The sequence below is a fragment of the Sulfurivirga sp. genome, assembly GCF_015490265.1.
Taxonomy (GTDB): Bacteria; Pseudomonadota; Gammaproteobacteria; order Thiomicrospirales; family Thiomicrospiraceae; genus Sulfurivirga.
The window spans coordinates 1-15,236 of record NZ_WFYD01000130.1 but is presented as its reverse complement, the minus strand read 5'-3'; the positions used below and the strand labels follow the sequence as shown (position 1 = coordinate 15,236).

The following is a 15,236-nucleotide window of genomic DNA, read 5'->3' as shown; positions in this document are numbered from 1 at the left end:
GGGTCGGTGGCGGTGACGGTCACCGTGTAGGGACCGCTCTGGCTGGCAGAGCGGTCGATGGTGCCGCTGATCACCCCTGTGGCCGGGTCGATGCTCAGCCCCGCCGGCAGGCCGCTGGCGCTGTAGGTGAGGGTGTCGCCGTCCGGGTCGCCAAAAAACTGAGAAGCATCAAGGGAGATTTGTTCTCCATCATCAGAACTCTGTAGCCCGCGGAGAGGATTGATCACCTCGGGCGGACGATTGATGGGCTGAGTCGGTGTGAAAAGGCCATCTTCCTGCTCTTGGAAATCTGGCGTTTCCTGCTCGACAAATGTATCAAAACCGGCATGGACTTCGCCTTCAGCGGAGGAAAGCTCGAAAATGGAGATGTCACCGTCAAGAGCACTGGAAGCCGACCCACCGGCAGCGGTGGGCTGCTGAGTATTAATATCATTAATGTCGAGCTGACCTTCCGCCAGAGCGCGCTTGAGCACATCTGCTTCGGCAATGGCTTCTTCGGTATCGGCCGGTCTGAGCAGGTCTTCGGAAAGCTGCAAGGCACTGGTTTCACCCAGTGTCAGCAAACTGCCATCTCGCATCTCGACGGCGATGACTGTGCCCGGTGCTGTCTTGATGACCTCACCGATATAGACCGGATCCCCTTTCAGCAGCGTGCGGGCCTCTCCGGTGGCAGGATCAATCGCGTAGGCGACGCCTTCGAGCTTGGTGACTTTGCCGATAACCTGTGCCATGCCGAATGCTCCTTGACGAATAAACTTTTATACAGTGTCAGATGATAGGCATTCGGCGGGCAAAAACATCACCCATCCGGGTGATTTTTGCCAAACAGGTCCCGATTGAGCATCTCGACGGTGTTTTTCCAGCTGGGTGCCAGTTCAGGATGGGCCTGGAGCCAGGCTTGGGGCGTCCAGACCTGCGAGCGCCTGCACCAGAAGCAGCTCCAGTGGTGGTAATTCAGCATGGCCTGCCACAATGCCGCACCTTGCAGACGCCGACGTTGCAGGTTGAGCCACAGCCGCAGGGCAAAACCGGCCAGGCCGGCAACAACGACTGCGGCCAGACCGATGAGGATCAACACCCCGCCCCATTTCAGCAGGGCTATCAGCCAGCCGGGCAGCACCCAGAAAGTGTGAGGTTCCGTTTCAACATCCACCAGCTTGCGCCGCTGGGGGTCAAACAGTCGCACGGTCATGGCCGGCAGCGTGAGCGAACCATAGCGGTCTGCCATGACAGGCTGGTTGATGACCAGATGCTGCACCATGCCATCTTCATCCCAGCGGGTTTCGAGCCGTTTTTCACCCACCAGCCAGCGCAATCCCTCCACCTGTGGCAGGCTGTCACGGATGTCCGGCAACCAGTCGGGAGAAAGGTTGCGCCCTGTCAGGATCAGTCGCAGCGGCACCACTTCTCCCTTGGCCAGCAGATGCGGCAAATCCCGCCACTGCAGCGCAGCCTGCCCGACGGTAATATTGGCCGGCAGATAGCGCGGCAGGGGCCAAATGTCCACAGGCACTGGCGGTGCAGGAAAACGCCATTTCTGCCCACCGGGGTTCTTGATGGTGACAAAGGGGCTGCGCAGCATGATGCGCCCCGGCTTTTCCCGCCAGCCCACAGCACTGACATGGCCGCCCTTTTCCGGGCTGAACCGATAGCGCTGATCACCCCGGCCGGGCTGATCCATGGAAACCGCGTAGCCACTGCGGCTTTCCAGATGAATGTCCGCCTGCCACACGAGCGCCTCGCGGGCATAGGCTTCTCCTTTGGGCACATGCCAGCGGACGGTCACATGGGGATTGGGGCGGATGCCGAAATGACTGGGCACCTCCCAGGTCTCCCATTTTTCCCGTGGTATGTCGCAGGAACCGGCACGATAGGGGTAGAGCTTGAAACGCGCCCGTTCGGAGCCGTAGTCCGCCTCGAACACGGCGAAACACTTTTCCAGCGCCGCCCAATTGAATCGCTTTTCGATAAAGGGAATGTCCGCCGGCATGGAGAGAATGACCGACTGACCCAGCATGGGGTTGGCGGGATAGATCTTGATGCGCTTGGCGTGGGCGCTGACTGCCAGCACCATCAGCATCATCAGCAGAAAAACCCTTACCATGGGGCAGCCCCCTTGATGTCATGAGGTGCTGACTGAGCAGCCTCGAAGCCCTCCTCCCGCTCGAACAGCCGCTGCTGCAGCGCCCATTGAGCGTCCTGCAATTGGGACAGACGCTGGGTGAAGCGTTCGACCCGCTGTGCCTGTTCCAGGGGCGGCATGCGTTCGGCCTGACGCAGCTGCCCCATGGGCGTTACCGCCTCGTGCTGAAGGCCAGCATCGGCCGCCAGCAGGTCCGGGCCATGGTCACCATGACGACCGACCCGGTTGTCCCATTCATCGCGAGTCTTGCCACCAACAGGCTTGCGCCCACCGGCAAAGGCGAAATCCTCATTGAGCCGTTTCGTGCCCAGATCCGGTTTCTTGCGCCGCTGCTGCGCCAGCCACTGTTGCAAGGCCGCCCGGGCCGTCTCCAGATTCTGCCGCGCAGCGGTGAAGTCCGGCTGGTAGATGAGCGCCTGCTCGAAGGTTTCCACCGCCGCCGCCAGCTGGCCATCGGCATAGAAGGCATCACCCAGGTTGAGCAGCGCCTGCGCCCGCTGCCGATCCGTGCGTCCCAGCCACACCGCCTGTCGGAACAGCAGAATGGCCTGACCATACTGTTTGAGCTTCCACGCCGCCAGCCCGGCAGCCATCTGGGCACGCCAGTCCTGCTCACCAGCCAGATCCTGAAGGGCCGCCTGCCAGCGGTGCTCCCGATACGCCTGCCAGGGATCCTGTTGCGCCCAGGCCGACACGCTCACCATCAACAGTCCGAGCAGCCACAGCCTCATGCGCTTCGCCTCCACCGAATGGGCCAGAAGGCCAGCGCCAGACAAAACAGCGCACCGGCCAGCGGCCAGATGCGCAGACTGTGCCACTGCCAGTCCCGTTGGGAAGCTGTCGTGGGAGACGGGGTCTCCCCCATTTTTGCCAGACGCGGCGCCAGCGCCGGGTCAAAATCGAAATATTTGCCGCCCAACTGGGCCGTCAGACGCTGCAACAGGGCTTTCTGCAGCCGGGAGATGGCCTGCTCGTTGCGGAAATACACTTCGCCGTCTCCATGCACCTTGGGCACCGGCCCGCCACTTGCGGTGCCCATGCCCACCGTGACCAGCCGAAGCGTTTTGCCATAGGCTTTCAGATTGGGCGTGGGCGGCTGGGGCTCCCAGTAGGGTGCGTGGCCGTCGGTCAGCAGCACCACCAGCGTGCCGGGCTTATCCTTCAATGCCTCCGCCGTCTGATCAAGCGCCAGCTCGACGCGGCTGCCCCGGCTGGGCAGCGTGTCCGCCCTGGCCAGGGCCAGAAAATGACGCAGCACGGCCCGGTCGGTGGTCAGACCATGCACCCAGTGGCTCTGACCATCGAACACCCGCAGGCCGATGCGCGTGCTGGGTGGCAGTTCGAGCGCGAGCGCCTCCACCAGCGCCTTGGCGGCACCGAGACGGTCCGGTGGGATGTCGGTCACCTTCATGGAGCGGGACAGATCGAGCAGCACCACCACTCTGGCGGCCATGGTGTCCTGTCCACCACTTTTCGGTGTGCCCCACTGAGGGTTGGCCAACGCCACCACAAGCAGCGCCACGCCCAGCCACAGCGCCAGAAGCGGTGAGACAATGCCCTGCCGCCCCGCACCGGGAAGCTGCACCCATGGGAGCAGGGCCGGATCGGCAAATCGGGTGACACCGCGTCGACGCAGCCAGCGCCAGCCCAGCGCCACGGCCAGCAGCGCGATCAGCCCCAGCAGCCACCACAGGTACTCAAAGCGGAACATGATGCTCCCTCCGGATCCAGAAAAACGCGGCTGCCAGATAGAGCGCCACAACCGCCAGCACCGCGGCCACAAGCGGGCCTCGATAATCCTGCCAGCGCTTGCGCACCACCGTTTCCGTCCAGTGGGTGCCGGTGGCCGCCCGGATATTGGACAGCGCCTGCCGCAGGCCCCGGCTGTCGGTAATGGCGTAGAACCGGCCGCCGGTCAGATCCGCCAGCTTCTTCAGCGGCGCAGCGTCCAGCGGCTGATAGATCAGTCCTGCATGGCGACCGGAACGGGTATCCCGCCCCGCTCCCACTCCAACGGTGAAGATGGGCGTGTGCCGGCTTCTGGCCAGCGCCACCACATCGGCCAGACTGATGCCGCCCGGCTGGTTGAGGCCGTCGCTGATGAGCACCACGCCATCCAGTGGTCCGCTGCGCAGCGCCAGCCCCAGACCGGCGCCCACACCCTCGTCGGTGCGGCCGAGCAGATAGGGCTTCAGGCGGGTCAGCGTCTGACGGAACAGGGACTTGTCAAAGGTGAGCGGCAACAGAGTGCCGGCGGTCTCGCCATAGAGCACCAGTCCATATCGGCCGGCATCCATTTCAGCCATCAGTCCGTCCAGCGCCTGACGCACCGCCATCATGCGGCTGACCGGCTTACCGCCGATGCGGTAGTCCGGCAGTGTCATGGTGACGGAGCTTTCCACCACGAACATGAGTGTGTGGCGGCTGTGCACCTGCTGAGTGGTCTGCACCACCGCCTCTCGGCCCGGCCCCATCAGCGCCAGCACGAGCAACAGCAGCGCCAGCCAGCGCAAAACGGGCAGCCAGAAGGGGGGTCTCCCCCGTTTTTGCCGGGTCGGTGCCGCGCCCGCCCGGAAAAAACCCGCCAACGGGTGGCGGAAGTGGGCGATCTGGCCGTTTTTGAGCGCTGAAAGATCGTCCGCGGCCCCGAAGCGGCGGTGCAGCCACGCCAGCAGCATGAGCGCCGGCAGCGCCAGACCCCACCAGGGCGTGGAAAACTGCAGCGCGTGCCAGTCAAAGGGCATCGAGCACCTCCCGCAGTCGAGAAACGGTTTCACGTGAAACACGGGGGGCGAAGATGATCAGCTCCAGCGTGCGGCGCTGCCGAGGTGACAGTCGTGACCGCTCATGGCGGTAGCAGGCAGCGGCAATGACGCCAGCCCTCTCCTCGCTGAGCCTGAGCCGCCACCACAGCCGGCGCAGGCGACGGCGCGCCAGCCAAACCAGTAACAGGGTCAGCACCGCCACACCAGCGAGCAGCCACGGCAGCAGCATGGCCGGTTCTGGCGGGGCCGGAGGCGGCGGTGCGGTAACAGCAATGGGCGGCAGCAGATCATCCATGACGGAAGGTCTCCAGCGTGTCGTGACTCATAAGCCGATAGACGGGCAGCCCTTCGCCCTGCAGTTCGGACAGCTTGCGCCGCAACCGTTGCTCGGCCCAGACACCATAGGCCTCGGCCGTCTGTGGGTCGAACAGACGGCCGCCTCGTCCATCCATGCCGTGCAGCACCATGCGCTGCGGCGGCAGGGACAGCTCCGCCTGATCCTGCACCCACACGGCGGAGACCACCTTGTGGGGCGCCAGCGCCGTCAGCCAGCGAACCAGCTTCACCTCGAGATCCCACAGATCGCCAATGAGCACGATGAGGCTGCCGGCGGGCAACTGCTCCACCGCCAGTCGCATCTGCGCCCAGTCATCCGTCGTGGGCTCTCCCGGTGGGCAGGGGGTGTTGAGCAAGGCTTCCACCCGCTCGAAGGCCTGCGGCCCCTGAAAGAGGGGCGACAGTGGCGCGCCATCTTCCAGCACCTGCAGCTGCACGCCCATGCCCTCCGCCGTGGCCAGACGGGTCATGGCCAGCGCCAGCCGCATGGCCTGCGCCGCCTTGAGCCGCCGGCGGGTGCCGAAACGCATCACGTCCCGCCGGTCCACCACCAGCAGCAGGCGTGCCTGCCGCTCCTGCTCGTAGAGACGGGTGTAGAGCTGTCCAGTGCGGGCGAAGTAGCGCCAGTTGATCTGCCGCACCGGATCGCCCGGCTGATAGGGGCGGGATTCCTGATATTCGAAGCCGCTTCCCAGCCAGGGGGAAGCATAGGGCCCCAGCCGCTGCTTGAGAGAGATGAGCTGGTGGGCCAGGGTGCCGCACCCCCGCTCGCACTCGGCGATCAGCTCGGCCAGGTCCTGTTCCGACAGCAGCGGCGCCTGCGCGGCGGAGGTCATGGCTCACACCTCGACCGGCACCAGCTCGATCAGCCGCTGGATGAAGCGGTCCTTGTCCCAGCCGGCCGCGCGGCCCTGATGGGACAGACTGATGCGATGACGCAACACGTCCGGCAACAGCGCCTGCACGTCATCCGGAATGACGAAGTCGCGCCCTTCCAGCCAGGCCCGGGCGGTGGCCGCATGCAGCAGCGACAGCGTCGCCCGTGGAGAGGCGGCATGGGCCAGCACGCCTTCAAGCCCTTCATCCAGCCGTTCGGGATGACGGGTGGCGGTGATCAGCGCCACCATGTAGCGCTCCACCGGCTCGGCCAGGTGAATATCCGCCAACTGGCGACGGGCTTCGAGAATGTCCGCCGGGGACAGATCGAATTCGGCCTGTGCCCCCGGCAGGGCGTTTTCGTCAAAGTGGCGCGCCCGATCGAGCCGCAGAATGGCCAGCTCCGCCTCCTCGTCCGGATAGTCCAGCAGCACATGGAACATGAAGCGGTCCAGCTGGGCTTCCGGCAGCGGGTAGGTGCCGGCGTTCTCCAGCGGGTTCTGGGTCGCCAGCACCATGAACAGCTCCGGCAGCGGGCGGGTCTCGCCACCGGCGGTGATCTGATGCTCCGCCATGGCCTCCAGCAATGCGGCCTGCACCTTGGGTGGAGCCCGGTTGATCTCGTCGGCCAGCACCATCTCGTTGAACAGCGGGCCGGGCACGAAGTGCAGCTGATGGGTCTCCGGGTCGATGACCTCCGAACCGGTGAGATCCGACGGCATCAGGTCCGGGGTGAACTGAATGCGCTGAAAGCGGGCGTGCACGGCACCGGCCAGCGCCTTGACGGCGGTGGTCTTGGCCAGTCCCGGCGGGCCTTCCAGCAGCACATGCCCGCCGGCCAGCAGCGCGATGAGCATGCGTTCGACCATCTCGGCCTGGCCGATGATGGCCTTGCCCAGCGTATCTCTCAATCGCTTGAATGCTTCCTGTTGTACCATTTAGACATCACCCCTTTCCTGATAAGCCCACTGCACCCACAGGCCGGAGATCACCATACTGATCCCGATGGCCGCAAATACCACCTCATAAGCCTGCACGAACTGCATCAGGCCACCCATGATCAGTGCCCCGACAGCATAACCAAAATCCCGCCAGAACCGATAGACGCCAAGCATGGCACCCCGGACGGAAGGTGGGCTCTTGTCCGCCACCGCCGCACCCAGCGTTGGATAGACCATTGCCATACCCACACCTGTCAGAGCTGCCGCCAGATACCACAGCGGCAGCGTATCCCACCACACCACTGACCAGGCACCAAGGCCGCACAGAAGCATCCCCCATACGATCAGCCGCTTGCGTCCCACTTTATCTGATAATGGTCCCGTTATCAGCTGAGAAGCACCCCAGACCACCGCATAGACTGCGATGATCTGACTGGCCTGCAGCAACGTAAGTCCCTTGCTGACAAAAAACAGAGGCCAGAACAGCCATACCAGAGCATCGACAAACTTCTCCACCAGTCCGGCCTGATTCAGCGCCACCAGCTCACGATCATGCAGACTGGCCTTCTTAAATGCCTCGACCAATCCCATTGAGGCACTGCCCGAACTCCCGGCATGAGCCATAGCCCAGGGGCGTGTTTCCATCACCCACAGTACGGACACAACAAGCCCTCCGCCAATGACCACCTGACCAAACCAATACAATGCTTCACGGGCTCCCATCTGATCCGCCAGCCAGGCGGTAATCCAACCGGCCATACCTACCGCCGCATAACCGAAAAACTCATTCAGGCCATTGACCAACCCCCGCTGTTCAGGCCGGGCGAGATCCAGCTTGCTGTTGAGCGCCATGGACCAGCACATACCCTGATTCAGGCCCAGCAACAGGGTGGCAGCGACAACCCATGACCAGTCCTGCGCATACAGAATCAGCCACGGAATCGGCAAAGCTACCAGCCAACCAACGATCAGCACACCTCTGCGTCCCAGCCGGTCACTCAGATGTCCCGCCCACAGATTCATCACCGCCTTGACAAGCCCGAACACCACCACAAAGCTCACCAGCAACAGAAACTGATCCTTGATCCCAAAGGACTTTTCTGCCAACACAGGCACGACCGTACGCATCATGCCGATGGTCAGCCCGACAAAAAACACCTGCAGAAGCTGCAGGGTGAACTGTGGCAGGTTCTCGCGTATTCCGTGTCTGAGTTCTGTCATTTTCCAATCCGACATCATTTGGTTTGCATTCTACCCCTCTAAGATTTAATATTCAATCGAACAATTGATAATTTGATCTTAGAGGCTTAGAGGTGAGCATGACACTGAAAAAGGAGATATATGAACAGATTGCCCAGATGGCTCAGCAGCTGGCCTCACCACAGCGGCTGGAAATGCTCGAATACCTGGCACAAGCGCCACGCAGCGTTGAAGAACTGGCAGAGCTGGCCGGCCTGAGCGTGGCCAATACTTCCCGCCATCTGCAGCAGTTGCGCAGGGTGGGACTGGTGACCGTAGAACGGGCAGGCCGACAGCGCATCTACCATCTGGCCGGTGACGATATCGTGCAGGCCATCCGCTGTTTGCGCCGCAGCGCGGAAAAGCATCTGGCCGAAATCAGCCGTATTCTCGAACACTACTGGCAGGAACAGGGAGAACTCCCTGCCATTGATTTTGACACGCTGCGCCAGATTGCCAAGGAGGACAGAGTGCTCCTACTGGATGTCAGGCCACCGGAGGAATATGCCCGTGGACACATACCCGGCGCACTCAATGTGCCACCGGATCAGATTGATACCTTTCTTGAACACTTTGACCCAAAAGGAAAAACCGTCGTCGCCTACTGCCGCGGCCCCTACTGCACCTTCTCTCACAAAGCCGTTTCGGCCATGCGAAGCAAAGCCATTCAGGCACTGCGACTGGAAGAAGGTCTGCCCGAATGGCGCGCGGAAGGCGGCGCCATAGAAACTTTTTCCCAACCCAGCGCGTAAAAGGAGGCTGTCATGTTCTTGCAGCAACGCATTGTCCCGCAGGACCCTTCCTCACTGGCATACCTGTTCGGCTGCGCCGGACAGGGACAGGCCATCGCCGTGGATGTCTTCCAGGGAGATGAGCAATGGTTTCTTGATGAAGCAGAACGGCTTGGAGTGCGTATCCGCTATGTAGTGGATACCCATGTGCATGCTGACCATTTTTCCGGCGGGCCTGCCTTGGCAGAAAAGAGCGGTGCAGAATACGTTTTGTGGCATCAGGCACCGGTCAAACACACCTTTCTGGGTGTGCAGGAAGGTGATGTGCTGACGGTGGGCAATGTCCAGGCACGGGTCATCTACACCCCCGGCCATACACCGGACCATATTTGCCTGATCGTCACAGACCGCTCACGAGGCGATGAACCCTGGTTTGTCATAACGGGACACACACTGTTTGTCGGCAGTGTAGGCCGGCCTGACTTGCATGGACAGGCCGAAAGAATGGCACATCAACTGTTCGACACCCTGCACACCAAGTTGATGAGCCTGCCTGACAATATGGAAATCTGGCCCGGTGCCAAGGCAGGGAGTGTCTGCGGAGTGGGGCTTTCCGCCAAACCGGTTTCCACCATAGGCTTTGAGAAACGCTTCAACGAAATGCTTTCTCTGCCGCGGAACAGTTTCGTGGAAAAGATCCTGGGTGACCTGCCCCCCGAACCGAAAGAAAAAGCAACCTTTATCGCTTTCAACAAGGGCGAACATAACGTCTGATCCGACACAACACGGCTCCTCTTATAATGTGAGGAGCCATGCCATCTCTCACCGATCGCAACTTCGACCCGCTGGTAGAAAAGTTCGAGCAGCGCATCTACGGCAGCTTCAAGGGCCAGTTGCGTCTGGCGCTGCTGAAGGAGGATCTGGCTCCCCTGCGCGATGGCCCGCCTCTGACCGTATGGGATGCCGGCTGCGGACTGGGTCAGATGAGCGTCTGGTTCGCCGAGGCGGGTCATACGCTCACCGCCTGCGATATTTCCGAAAAGATGCTCGAACGCACCCGCGCCGAACTGGACGCGCGGGGCCTGCGCGCCACCCTGCGCCACTGCCCCGCCCAGCAGCTGGCCGCCGAACTGCCGCAACAGGATCTGGTGCTGTTCCATGCGGTCATCGAATGGCTGGCGCATCCGCTGGAGACGCTGGCGCAGGTGGCCGACCGGGTGCGCCCCGGCGGGCACCTGTCGCTGCTGTTCTACAACCACCACTCGCTGGTCTACCGCAACCTGCTGCGCGGTGGCTGGCGGCTGCGCTACGTGCTGGAAGAAAAGTGGCTCGGCCGCGGCAGAAAGCTGACCCCGCCCCACCCCCAGAAGCCGGAAATTTTGCGGGGGTGGCTGAAAGAGCACGGCTTTGAACCCGTCACCCAGACCGGCATCCGCGTCTTTCACGACTACATGCCGGAGGAGGCCCGCGCCGCCACGGATCTTGCCGAACTGGAACAGGTGGAGCGCAAATACTGCCGCGAACCGGTTTTCCGCGACATGGGCACCTACATTCATCTGCTGGCAAAGCGGGTCTGAAAGGGATCGGGTAATATTTGGGGAGACCCCGTCCGACAGGAGAGCCGAACATGTCAAAAGCGATCCTTGCCCTCGCCCTGCTGACGCTGCCCCTGCTGGCCACCGCCGACAAGCGCTGCGACGACAGCCTGAGCGACGCTTATCGCAAATGCATCGCCGGGGCGATGGACCAGCAGATGGCCGAAGCCTGCCTGAAGGAGGAATGGCGCCGGCAGGACAGACGGCTCAATGCCGCCTACGCCAAGGTCTTCTTCAACATGACACCCCGCCAGCAGCAGGCGCTGCGCAAGGCGCAGAGGCAGTGGGTGCGCTGGCGAGACGCCAAGTGTCTGGTCTTCGCAGTGGACAGCGGCAGCGGCGGCCGTGTGGACCTGCGCGAATGCCGCGCCCGCACCGAGGCTTTCCGCGCCTGTGAACTGGAGCGCATGCGCTGATGTTCTCGCTGGACTGGTCCCAGCTGCAGCACGCCCTGTGGTTCCAGCTGGCGGTGGTCACCCTGTTCGGCTTTCTCACCGGGCTGGAGATCCGTGAGTACCGCCGCCGCTTCTCCGAAGAGGAACCGCAGCTCTATCTGGGCAGCACGCGCACCTATACCTTCATCGCCCTGACCGGCTGGCTGCTCCATCTGCTCAGTCCCATCAGCTTCTACGCCGGGCTGGCGGCCCTGACGCTGCTCTACGCTCTGCTCTACTGGCGGCAGCTGGCCCAGGGCCACACCAGCCTGATCACCTTCATCATCGCCCTGCTTGTCTACCACTACGGCGTGCTGGCAGCCAGCTTTCCCCTGTGGCTGCTGGTGGCGGTGTTCGTGGCCATCGTCTTTCTGCTCAGCATGCGCGAGCAGATCCGCAAGGTGAGCTCCACCCTGGCGCCGGAGGAGATCTTCACCCTCGCCAAACTGCTGCTTCTCTCGGCGGTGATCCTGCCGCTGCTGCCGGACCAGCCCGTGGCGGCATGGCTGCCGGTGTCGCCGTTCAAGATCTGGCTGGCGGTGGTGGTCGTCTCCGCCATCTCCTATTTCGGCTACGTGGCGCAGCGCTACTTCTTCCCCAATCAGGGCGTGCTGGTCACAGCGCTGTTCGGCGGCATCTACTCCTCCACCGCCACCACCGTTGTACTGGCCAAGGAATCCCGTGACGCGCCCCGGCCCTACTACCGCTGGAGCGGCGGTATCGTGCTGGCCACCGCCATGATGTATGTGCGCCTGTGGATCATCGCCGCCATCTTCCAGTGGCAGATCGCCCTGCTGCTGGCCGGGCCGCTGGCTGTGCTTGCAGTGCTGTCCACAGCGCTGGGCGGCTTCTACCTGTGGCGCGAGCGGCGGGTGCGCAAGATCGGCGTGGCCTTTGACAAGGACCACTACAACCCGCTGGATCTGAAGATCGCCTTCACCTTCGCCGCCCTGTTCGTGCTGATGATGGCCATCACCCACTTCGTCAGCAGTCACTACGGCAGCGCTGGCCTCAACACCCTGGCGCTGATCGTCGGCTTCACCGACGTGGATCCCTTCGTGCTCTCCCTGCTCACCGGCCAGTTCAAGGCGCCGCTGCATGAGCTGGCCATGGCCATTCTCATCGCCGCCGGTTCCAACGACCTGCTCAAGGCCTTCTACGCCGCCTGGTTCGCCGAAAAGCACACTGCCGTTCACAGCGCCGTGGCACTGACGCTGATCGGTCTGGCCACCTTCGCCGTCGCCTGGGTCGTGTTCGGCTGAGGTTTCACGTGAAACAACGGGGTCTCCCCCATTTTTGCAGAGTCACCGTCCAGCCGCCCGGCGGCGCGGCGGCAAAACCCATAAAATAGGCGTCATGGACGCATCCCTCAGCGAAAAGGACACCCTGTTCGCCCACAGCGAGGCGGTCGGCGCCTTTCAGTTCGACCGCTCGGTGGCGGCGGTGTTTCCGGACATGATCCGCCGCTCCGTGCCCGGCTATCAGACCATGCTCACCGGCAGCGGCGAGCTGGCGGCCCGCTACCACCAGCCCGGCAGCCGGCTCTACGATCTGGGCTGCTCGCTGGGCGCGGTGGCGCTCACCCTGCGTCGTCACCTGCCGGAGGACTGTGGCTGCGAGATCATCGCCGTGGACAACAGCGCGGCCATGCTGGAACGGGCGCGGGAATATGTGGATGCCTACCGCTCGCCCATTCCCATCACCCTGCGCTGTGAGGATGTGCGTGAAACGCCCATCGAGGGCGCCTCGGTAGTGGTGATGAACTTCACGCTGCAATTCGTGCCGCCTGAAGACCGTCTGCCACTGCTGGCGCGCATCCACGCCGGCCTGCGGCCGGGCGGCGTGCTCATCCTTTCGGAAAAAATCCATTTCGACGACCCGGTGGCGCAGGAGGCGGTGGAGCATCTGCACCTGCAATTCAAACGCGCCAACGGCTACTCCGAGCTGGAAATCAGCCAGAAACGCGCCGCGCTGGAAAACGTGCTGGTCACCGACACGCTGCAAACCCATCTCGACCGGCTGGCTCAGGCCGGCTTCCGCCACGCCACCCCCTGGTTTCAGGCCTACAACTTCATCTCGCTGGTGGCTTTCAGATGATGCTGAGCGCCTTTTACCGCCACCTGATCACCCTGTGGCCGCTGCTGGAACGGGAGCGGGCCTTCCGTCCATGGCTGACGCAATTGCCACCCCTGCTGGCCGAGGCGCTCGACCCGGACGGGGACGGTCACCTGCCCCGCTTCGGCGAGGCGCTGGCGCTGGTGGATGAACTGCCGGTCGCCGAACGGGTGGAGCTGGACGCGCCTGCCGTGCGCGCCTGTGGCACGCTGACGGATGAACAGGCAGAAACCCTGCGGCGCGCCGCGCGCATGCTCATGCCCTGGCGCAAGGGGCCGTGGCGGCTGTACGATCTGTTCATCGACACCGAGTGGCGCTCCGACCTTAAATGGGAGCGGCTGCGCCCCCATCTGCCGGATCTGACCGGCAGGCGGGTGCTGGATGTGGGCTGCGGCTCCGGCTATCACCTGTGGCGCATGCGCGCTGCCGGCGCCGAAGCCGTCATCGGCATCGACCCGACACGGCTGTTCGTGGCCCAGTTTCTGCTCACCCGCCGCCTGCTGGGCGAGCATCCGGTGTGGCTGCTGCCATTGCCGCTGGAACGGCTGCCCGTTCCGGTCAACGGCGCCTTCGATGTAGTGTTCAGCATGGGCGTGCTCTATCACCGCCGCAGCCCCATCGACCACCTGCTGGAGCTGAAGGCACAGCTCAGATCCGGTGGCACGCTGGTGCTGGAGACGCTGGTCATTCCCGAACAGGCCGGCCAGCTGCTGCTGCCGGCGGACCGTTACGCCGGCATGAAGAATGTGTGGTTCATCCCCTCGGTGACGGAACTGACCGGCTGGCTGCGCCGCTGCGGCTTCGACCAGGTGCGCTGTGTGGACACCACCCCCACCACGCCGGAGGAACAGCGCCTGACGGACTGGACCAAAGGGCAGTCCCTGTCCGACTGGCTCGACCCGGAAGACGCCCGCCGCACCATCGAGGGCCACCCGGCCCCGCTGCGTGCCATACTGCTTGCGGAGAAACCATGAACCCGGAACGCTTTCACACCCTGCTGGAAACCCTGAACCGACACATCATCGGCCAGCCTGCGCTGACCGAACGCATGCTCATCACCCTGCTGGCCGACGGCCATCTGCTGGTGGAAGGCCCGCCGGGGCTGGCCAAGACCAAGGCGGTGCGCACTCTGGCCAATCTCATCGAGGGTGACTTCCACCGCATTCAGTTCACCCCCGACCTGCTGCCGTCCGATGTCACCGGCACCGAAGTGTGGCGACATGAGGCGGGCGTGTTCGAGTTCCAGCCCGGCCCCATCTTCCACAATCTCATTCTGGCCGATGAGATCAACCGGGCGCCGGCCAAAGTGCAGTCCGCCCTGCTGGAAGCCATGGCCGAAGGACAGGTGACCGTGGGCAATCGCACCCTGCCCATGCCCCGGCTGTTCATGGTCATGGCCACCCAGAACCCCATCGAGCAGGAAGGCACCTACCCGCTGCCGGAAGCGCAGCTGGACCGCTTCCTCATCAAGGTCGACATCGACTATCCCCGTGATGCCGAGGCGGAGCAGCGCATTCTCCAACTGGTGGAAGCCGAGGCGCGCCACGAGGATGAAGCGCTGCCGGAACCTCTGTCGCAGGATGCCCTTTTCGAGGCCCGCCGCGCCGTGCTTGACCTGCACATGGCCGACAGCGTGCGCACCTATATCGTGCAGCTGATTCTGGCCACCCGCCAGCCGGATGCGTGGGACAAGGACCTGGCCCGCTGGATCCAGTATGGCGCAAGCCCCCGCGCCACACTGGCGCTGGCACGCACCGCCCGGGTCCATGCATGGCTGGCCGGCAAGGATTTTGTCAGCCCGGATGATGTGCGGGCGCTGGCCGCCGACGTGCTGCGCCACCGCCTGCTGCTCACCTTCGATGCCGAAGCGGAAGGCATCACGCCCGACCAGGTGATCGAACGGCTGCTGACCGTCGTGCCCGTGGCGTAGGTTTCACTTGAAACGCATTTCGTAAACGTTTTGAAGAACAACAGCTGTCATATAATCGTTTTGCAGGAAAAATAATCGTTTTGTAAAGGGCAACATGCTTTTTAACTCTCCACTGGGCTATGCCTGGCTGC

General features: G+C 63.3%; 17 protein-coding genes. 8 read left to right on the top strand and 9 right to left on the bottom strand.

The genetic code is table 11. The features are described 5' to 3' along the window. The 9 genes from F8K16_RS08555 to F8K16_RS08515 all read right to left on the bottom strand — a co-directional run. Positions 1 to 731 (bottom strand): putative Ig domain-containing protein (locus F8K16_RS08555; RefSeq protein ID WP_294949486.1); only part of this gene is annotated, 731 nt, incomplete at its 3' end. 68 nt (positions 732 to 799) lie between these two features. After that, complete coding sequence (locus F8K16_RS08550; RefSeq protein ID WP_294949484.1) at positions 800 to 2,104, bottom strand: hypothetical protein; 1,305 nt, start codon at positions 2,102 to 2,104, stop codon at positions 800 to 802. Next, positions 2,098 to 2,874 (bottom strand): tetratricopeptide repeat protein, encoded by a 777-nt coding sequence (locus F8K16_RS08545; RefSeq protein WP_294949481.1) that lies wholly within the window; start codon positions 2,872 to 2,874, stop codon positions 2,098 to 2,100. Before F8K16_RS08545 ends, F8K16_RS08550 begins: the two co-directional genes overlap by 7 nt. Then, entirely contained in the window at positions 2,871 to 3,854 is a 984-nt protein-coding gene (locus F8K16_RS08540) for a VWA domain-containing protein (RefSeq protein ID WP_294949479.1), read from the bottom strand. Before F8K16_RS08540 ends, F8K16_RS08545 begins: the two co-directional genes overlap by 4 nt. After that, positions 3,841 to 4,887: a VWA domain-containing protein gene (locus F8K16_RS08535; protein ID WP_294949477.1), complete on the bottom strand. Its 1,047-nt coding sequence runs from the start codon at positions 4,885 to 4,887 to the stop codon at positions 3,841 to 3,843. The genes F8K16_RS08540 and F8K16_RS08535 overlap by 14 nt, the downstream gene beginning before the upstream one ends. After that, entirely contained in the window at positions 4,877 to 5,203 is a 327-nt protein-coding gene (locus F8K16_RS08530; protein ID WP_294949475.1) for a hypothetical protein, read from the bottom strand. The genes F8K16_RS08535 and F8K16_RS08530 overlap by 11 nt, the downstream gene beginning before the upstream one ends. Beyond that, entirely contained in the window at positions 5,196 to 6,080 is an 885-nt protein-coding gene (locus F8K16_RS08525; RefSeq protein WP_294949472.1) for a DUF58 domain-containing protein, read from the bottom strand. The genes F8K16_RS08530 and F8K16_RS08525 overlap by 8 nt, the downstream gene beginning before the upstream one ends. 3 nt (positions 6,081 to 6,083) lie before the next feature. After that, positions 6,084 to 7,058, bottom strand: a complete 975-nt coding sequence (locus F8K16_RS08520) for a MoxR family ATPase (protein WP_294949469.1) — start codon at positions 7,056 to 7,058, stop codon at positions 6,084 to 6,086. Next, positions 7,059 to 8,282: an MFS transporter gene (locus F8K16_RS08515; protein ID WP_294949466.1), complete on the bottom strand. Its 1,224-nt coding sequence runs from the start codon at positions 8,280 to 8,282 to the stop codon at positions 7,059 to 7,061. Between the two features lie 98 nt (positions 8,283 to 8,380). Between F8K16_RS08515 and F8K16_RS08510 the strand changes: the two genes are divergently transcribed. The 8 genes from F8K16_RS08510 (at position 8,381) to F8K16_RS08475 (ending at position 15,105) form a co-directional block, all read left to right on the top strand. Next, a complete protein-coding gene (locus F8K16_RS08510) occupies positions 8,381 to 9,052 on the top strand; it encodes a metalloregulator ArsR/SmtB family transcription factor (RefSeq protein ID WP_294949463.1) in 672 nt (223 codons plus the stop codon). Between the two features lie 12 nt (positions 9,053 to 9,064). Next, the gene (locus F8K16_RS08505) at positions 9,065 to 9,805 is read left to right on the top strand and encodes an MBL fold metallo-hydrolase (protein WP_294949459.1); all 741 of its coding nucleotides are present in this window, start codon (positions 9,065 to 9,067) and stop codon (positions 9,803 to 9,805) included. Positions 9,806 to 9,843: 38 nt separating this feature from the next. Beyond that, positions 9,844 to 10,608, top strand: coding sequence for a methyltransferase domain-containing protein (locus F8K16_RS08500; protein ID WP_294949455.1), 765 nt, complete (start codon positions 9,844 to 9,846; stop codon positions 10,606 to 10,608). A gap of 50 nt (positions 10,609 to 10,658) precedes the next feature. Further along, the gene (locus F8K16_RS08495; protein WP_294949450.1) at positions 10,659 to 11,042 is read left to right on the top strand and encodes a lysozyme inhibitor LprI family protein; all 384 of its coding nucleotides are present in this window, start codon (positions 10,659 to 10,661) and stop codon (positions 11,040 to 11,042) included. After that, positions 11,042 to 12,322 (top strand): DUF4010 domain-containing protein, encoded by a 1,281-nt coding sequence (locus tag F8K16_RS08490; RefSeq protein ID WP_294949446.1) that lies wholly within the window; start codon positions 11,042 to 11,044, stop codon positions 12,320 to 12,322. The genes F8K16_RS08495 and F8K16_RS08490 overlap by 1 nt, the downstream gene beginning before the upstream one ends. A 94-nt stretch (positions 12,323 to 12,416) precedes the next feature. Then, the gene (cmoA, locus tag F8K16_RS08485; RefSeq protein WP_294949443.1) at positions 12,417 to 13,157 is read left to right on the top strand and encodes a carboxy-S-adenosyl-L-methionine synthase CmoA; all 741 of its coding nucleotides are present in this window, start codon (positions 12,417 to 12,419) and stop codon (positions 13,155 to 13,157) included. Then, positions 13,154 to 14,149 carry a tRNA 5-methoxyuridine(34)/uridine 5-oxyacetic acid(34) synthase CmoB gene (cmoB, locus tag F8K16_RS08480; protein WP_294949439.1) on the top strand — a complete coding sequence of 332 codons (996 nt, stop codon included), beginning with the start codon at positions 13,154 to 13,156 and terminating at the stop codon, positions 14,147 to 14,149. Before cmoA ends, cmoB begins: the two co-directional genes overlap by 4 nt. Then, on the top strand, positions 14,146 to 15,105 hold the full coding sequence (locus F8K16_RS08475) for a MoxR family ATPase (RefSeq protein ID WP_294949435.1): 960 nt from the start codon (positions 14,146 to 14,148) through the stop codon (positions 15,103 to 15,105). Before cmoB ends, F8K16_RS08475 begins: the two co-directional genes overlap by 4 nt. Positions 15,106 to 15,236 lie beyond the last annotated feature (131 nt).

Excerpts from the sequence above, each read along its gene's own strand:
- F8K16_RS08550 (WP_294949484.1), bottom strand. The coding sequence starts at position 2,104 with ATGGTAAGGGTTTTTCTGCTGATGATGCTGATGGTGCTGGCAGTCAGC.
- F8K16_RS08545 (WP_294949481.1), bottom strand. The coding sequence starts at position 2,874 with ATGAGGCTGTGGCTGCTCGGACTGTTGATGGTGAGCGTGTCGGCCTGG.
- F8K16_RS08540 (WP_294949479.1), bottom strand. The coding sequence starts at position 3,854 with ATGTTCCGCTTTGAGTACCTGTGGTGGCTGCTGGGGCTGATCGCGCTG.
- F8K16_RS08535 (WP_294949477.1), bottom strand. The coding sequence starts at position 4,887 with ATGCCCTTTGACTGGCACGCGCTGCAGTTTTCCACGCCCTGGTGGGGT.
- F8K16_RS08530 (WP_294949475.1), bottom strand. The coding sequence starts at position 5,203 with ATGGATGATCTGCTGCCGCCCATTGCTGTTACCGCACCGCCGCCTCCG.
- F8K16_RS08525 (WP_294949472.1), bottom strand. The coding sequence starts at position 6,080 with ATGACCTCCGCCGCGCAGGCGCCGCTGCTGTCGGAACAGGACCTGGCC.
- F8K16_RS08520 (WP_294949469.1), bottom strand. The coding sequence starts at position 7,058 with ATGGTACAACAGGAAGCATTCAAGCGATTGAGAGATACGCTGGGCAAG.
- F8K16_RS08515 (WP_294949466.1), bottom strand. The coding sequence starts at position 8,282 with ATGACAGAACTCAGACACGGAATACGCGAGAACCTGCCACAGTTCACC.
- F8K16_RS08510 (WP_294949463.1), top strand. The coding sequence starts at position 8,381 with ATGACACTGAAAAAGGAGATATATGAACAGATTGCCCAGATGGCTCAG.
- F8K16_RS08505 (WP_294949459.1), top strand. The coding sequence starts at position 9,065 with ATGTTCTTGCAGCAACGCATTGTCCCGCAGGACCCTTCCTCACTGGCA.
- F8K16_RS08500 (WP_294949455.1), top strand. The coding sequence starts at position 9,844 with ATGCCATCTCTCACCGATCGCAACTTCGACCCGCTGGTAGAAAAGTTC.
- F8K16_RS08495 (WP_294949450.1), top strand. The coding sequence starts at position 10,659 with ATGTCAAAAGCGATCCTTGCCCTCGCCCTGCTGACGCTGCCCCTGCTG.
- F8K16_RS08490 (WP_294949446.1), top strand. The coding sequence starts at position 11,042 with ATGTTCTCGCTGGACTGGTCCCAGCTGCAGCACGCCCTGTGGTTCCAG.
- cmoA (WP_294949443.1), top strand. The coding sequence starts at position 12,417 with ATGGACGCATCCCTCAGCGAAAAGGACACCCTGTTCGCCCACAGCGAG.
- cmoB (WP_294949439.1), top strand. The coding sequence starts at position 13,154 with ATGATGCTGAGCGCCTTTTACCGCCACCTGATCACCCTGTGGCCGCTG.
- F8K16_RS08475 (WP_294949435.1), top strand. The coding sequence starts at position 14,146 with ATGAACCCGGAACGCTTTCACACCCTGCTGGAAACCCTGAACCGACAC.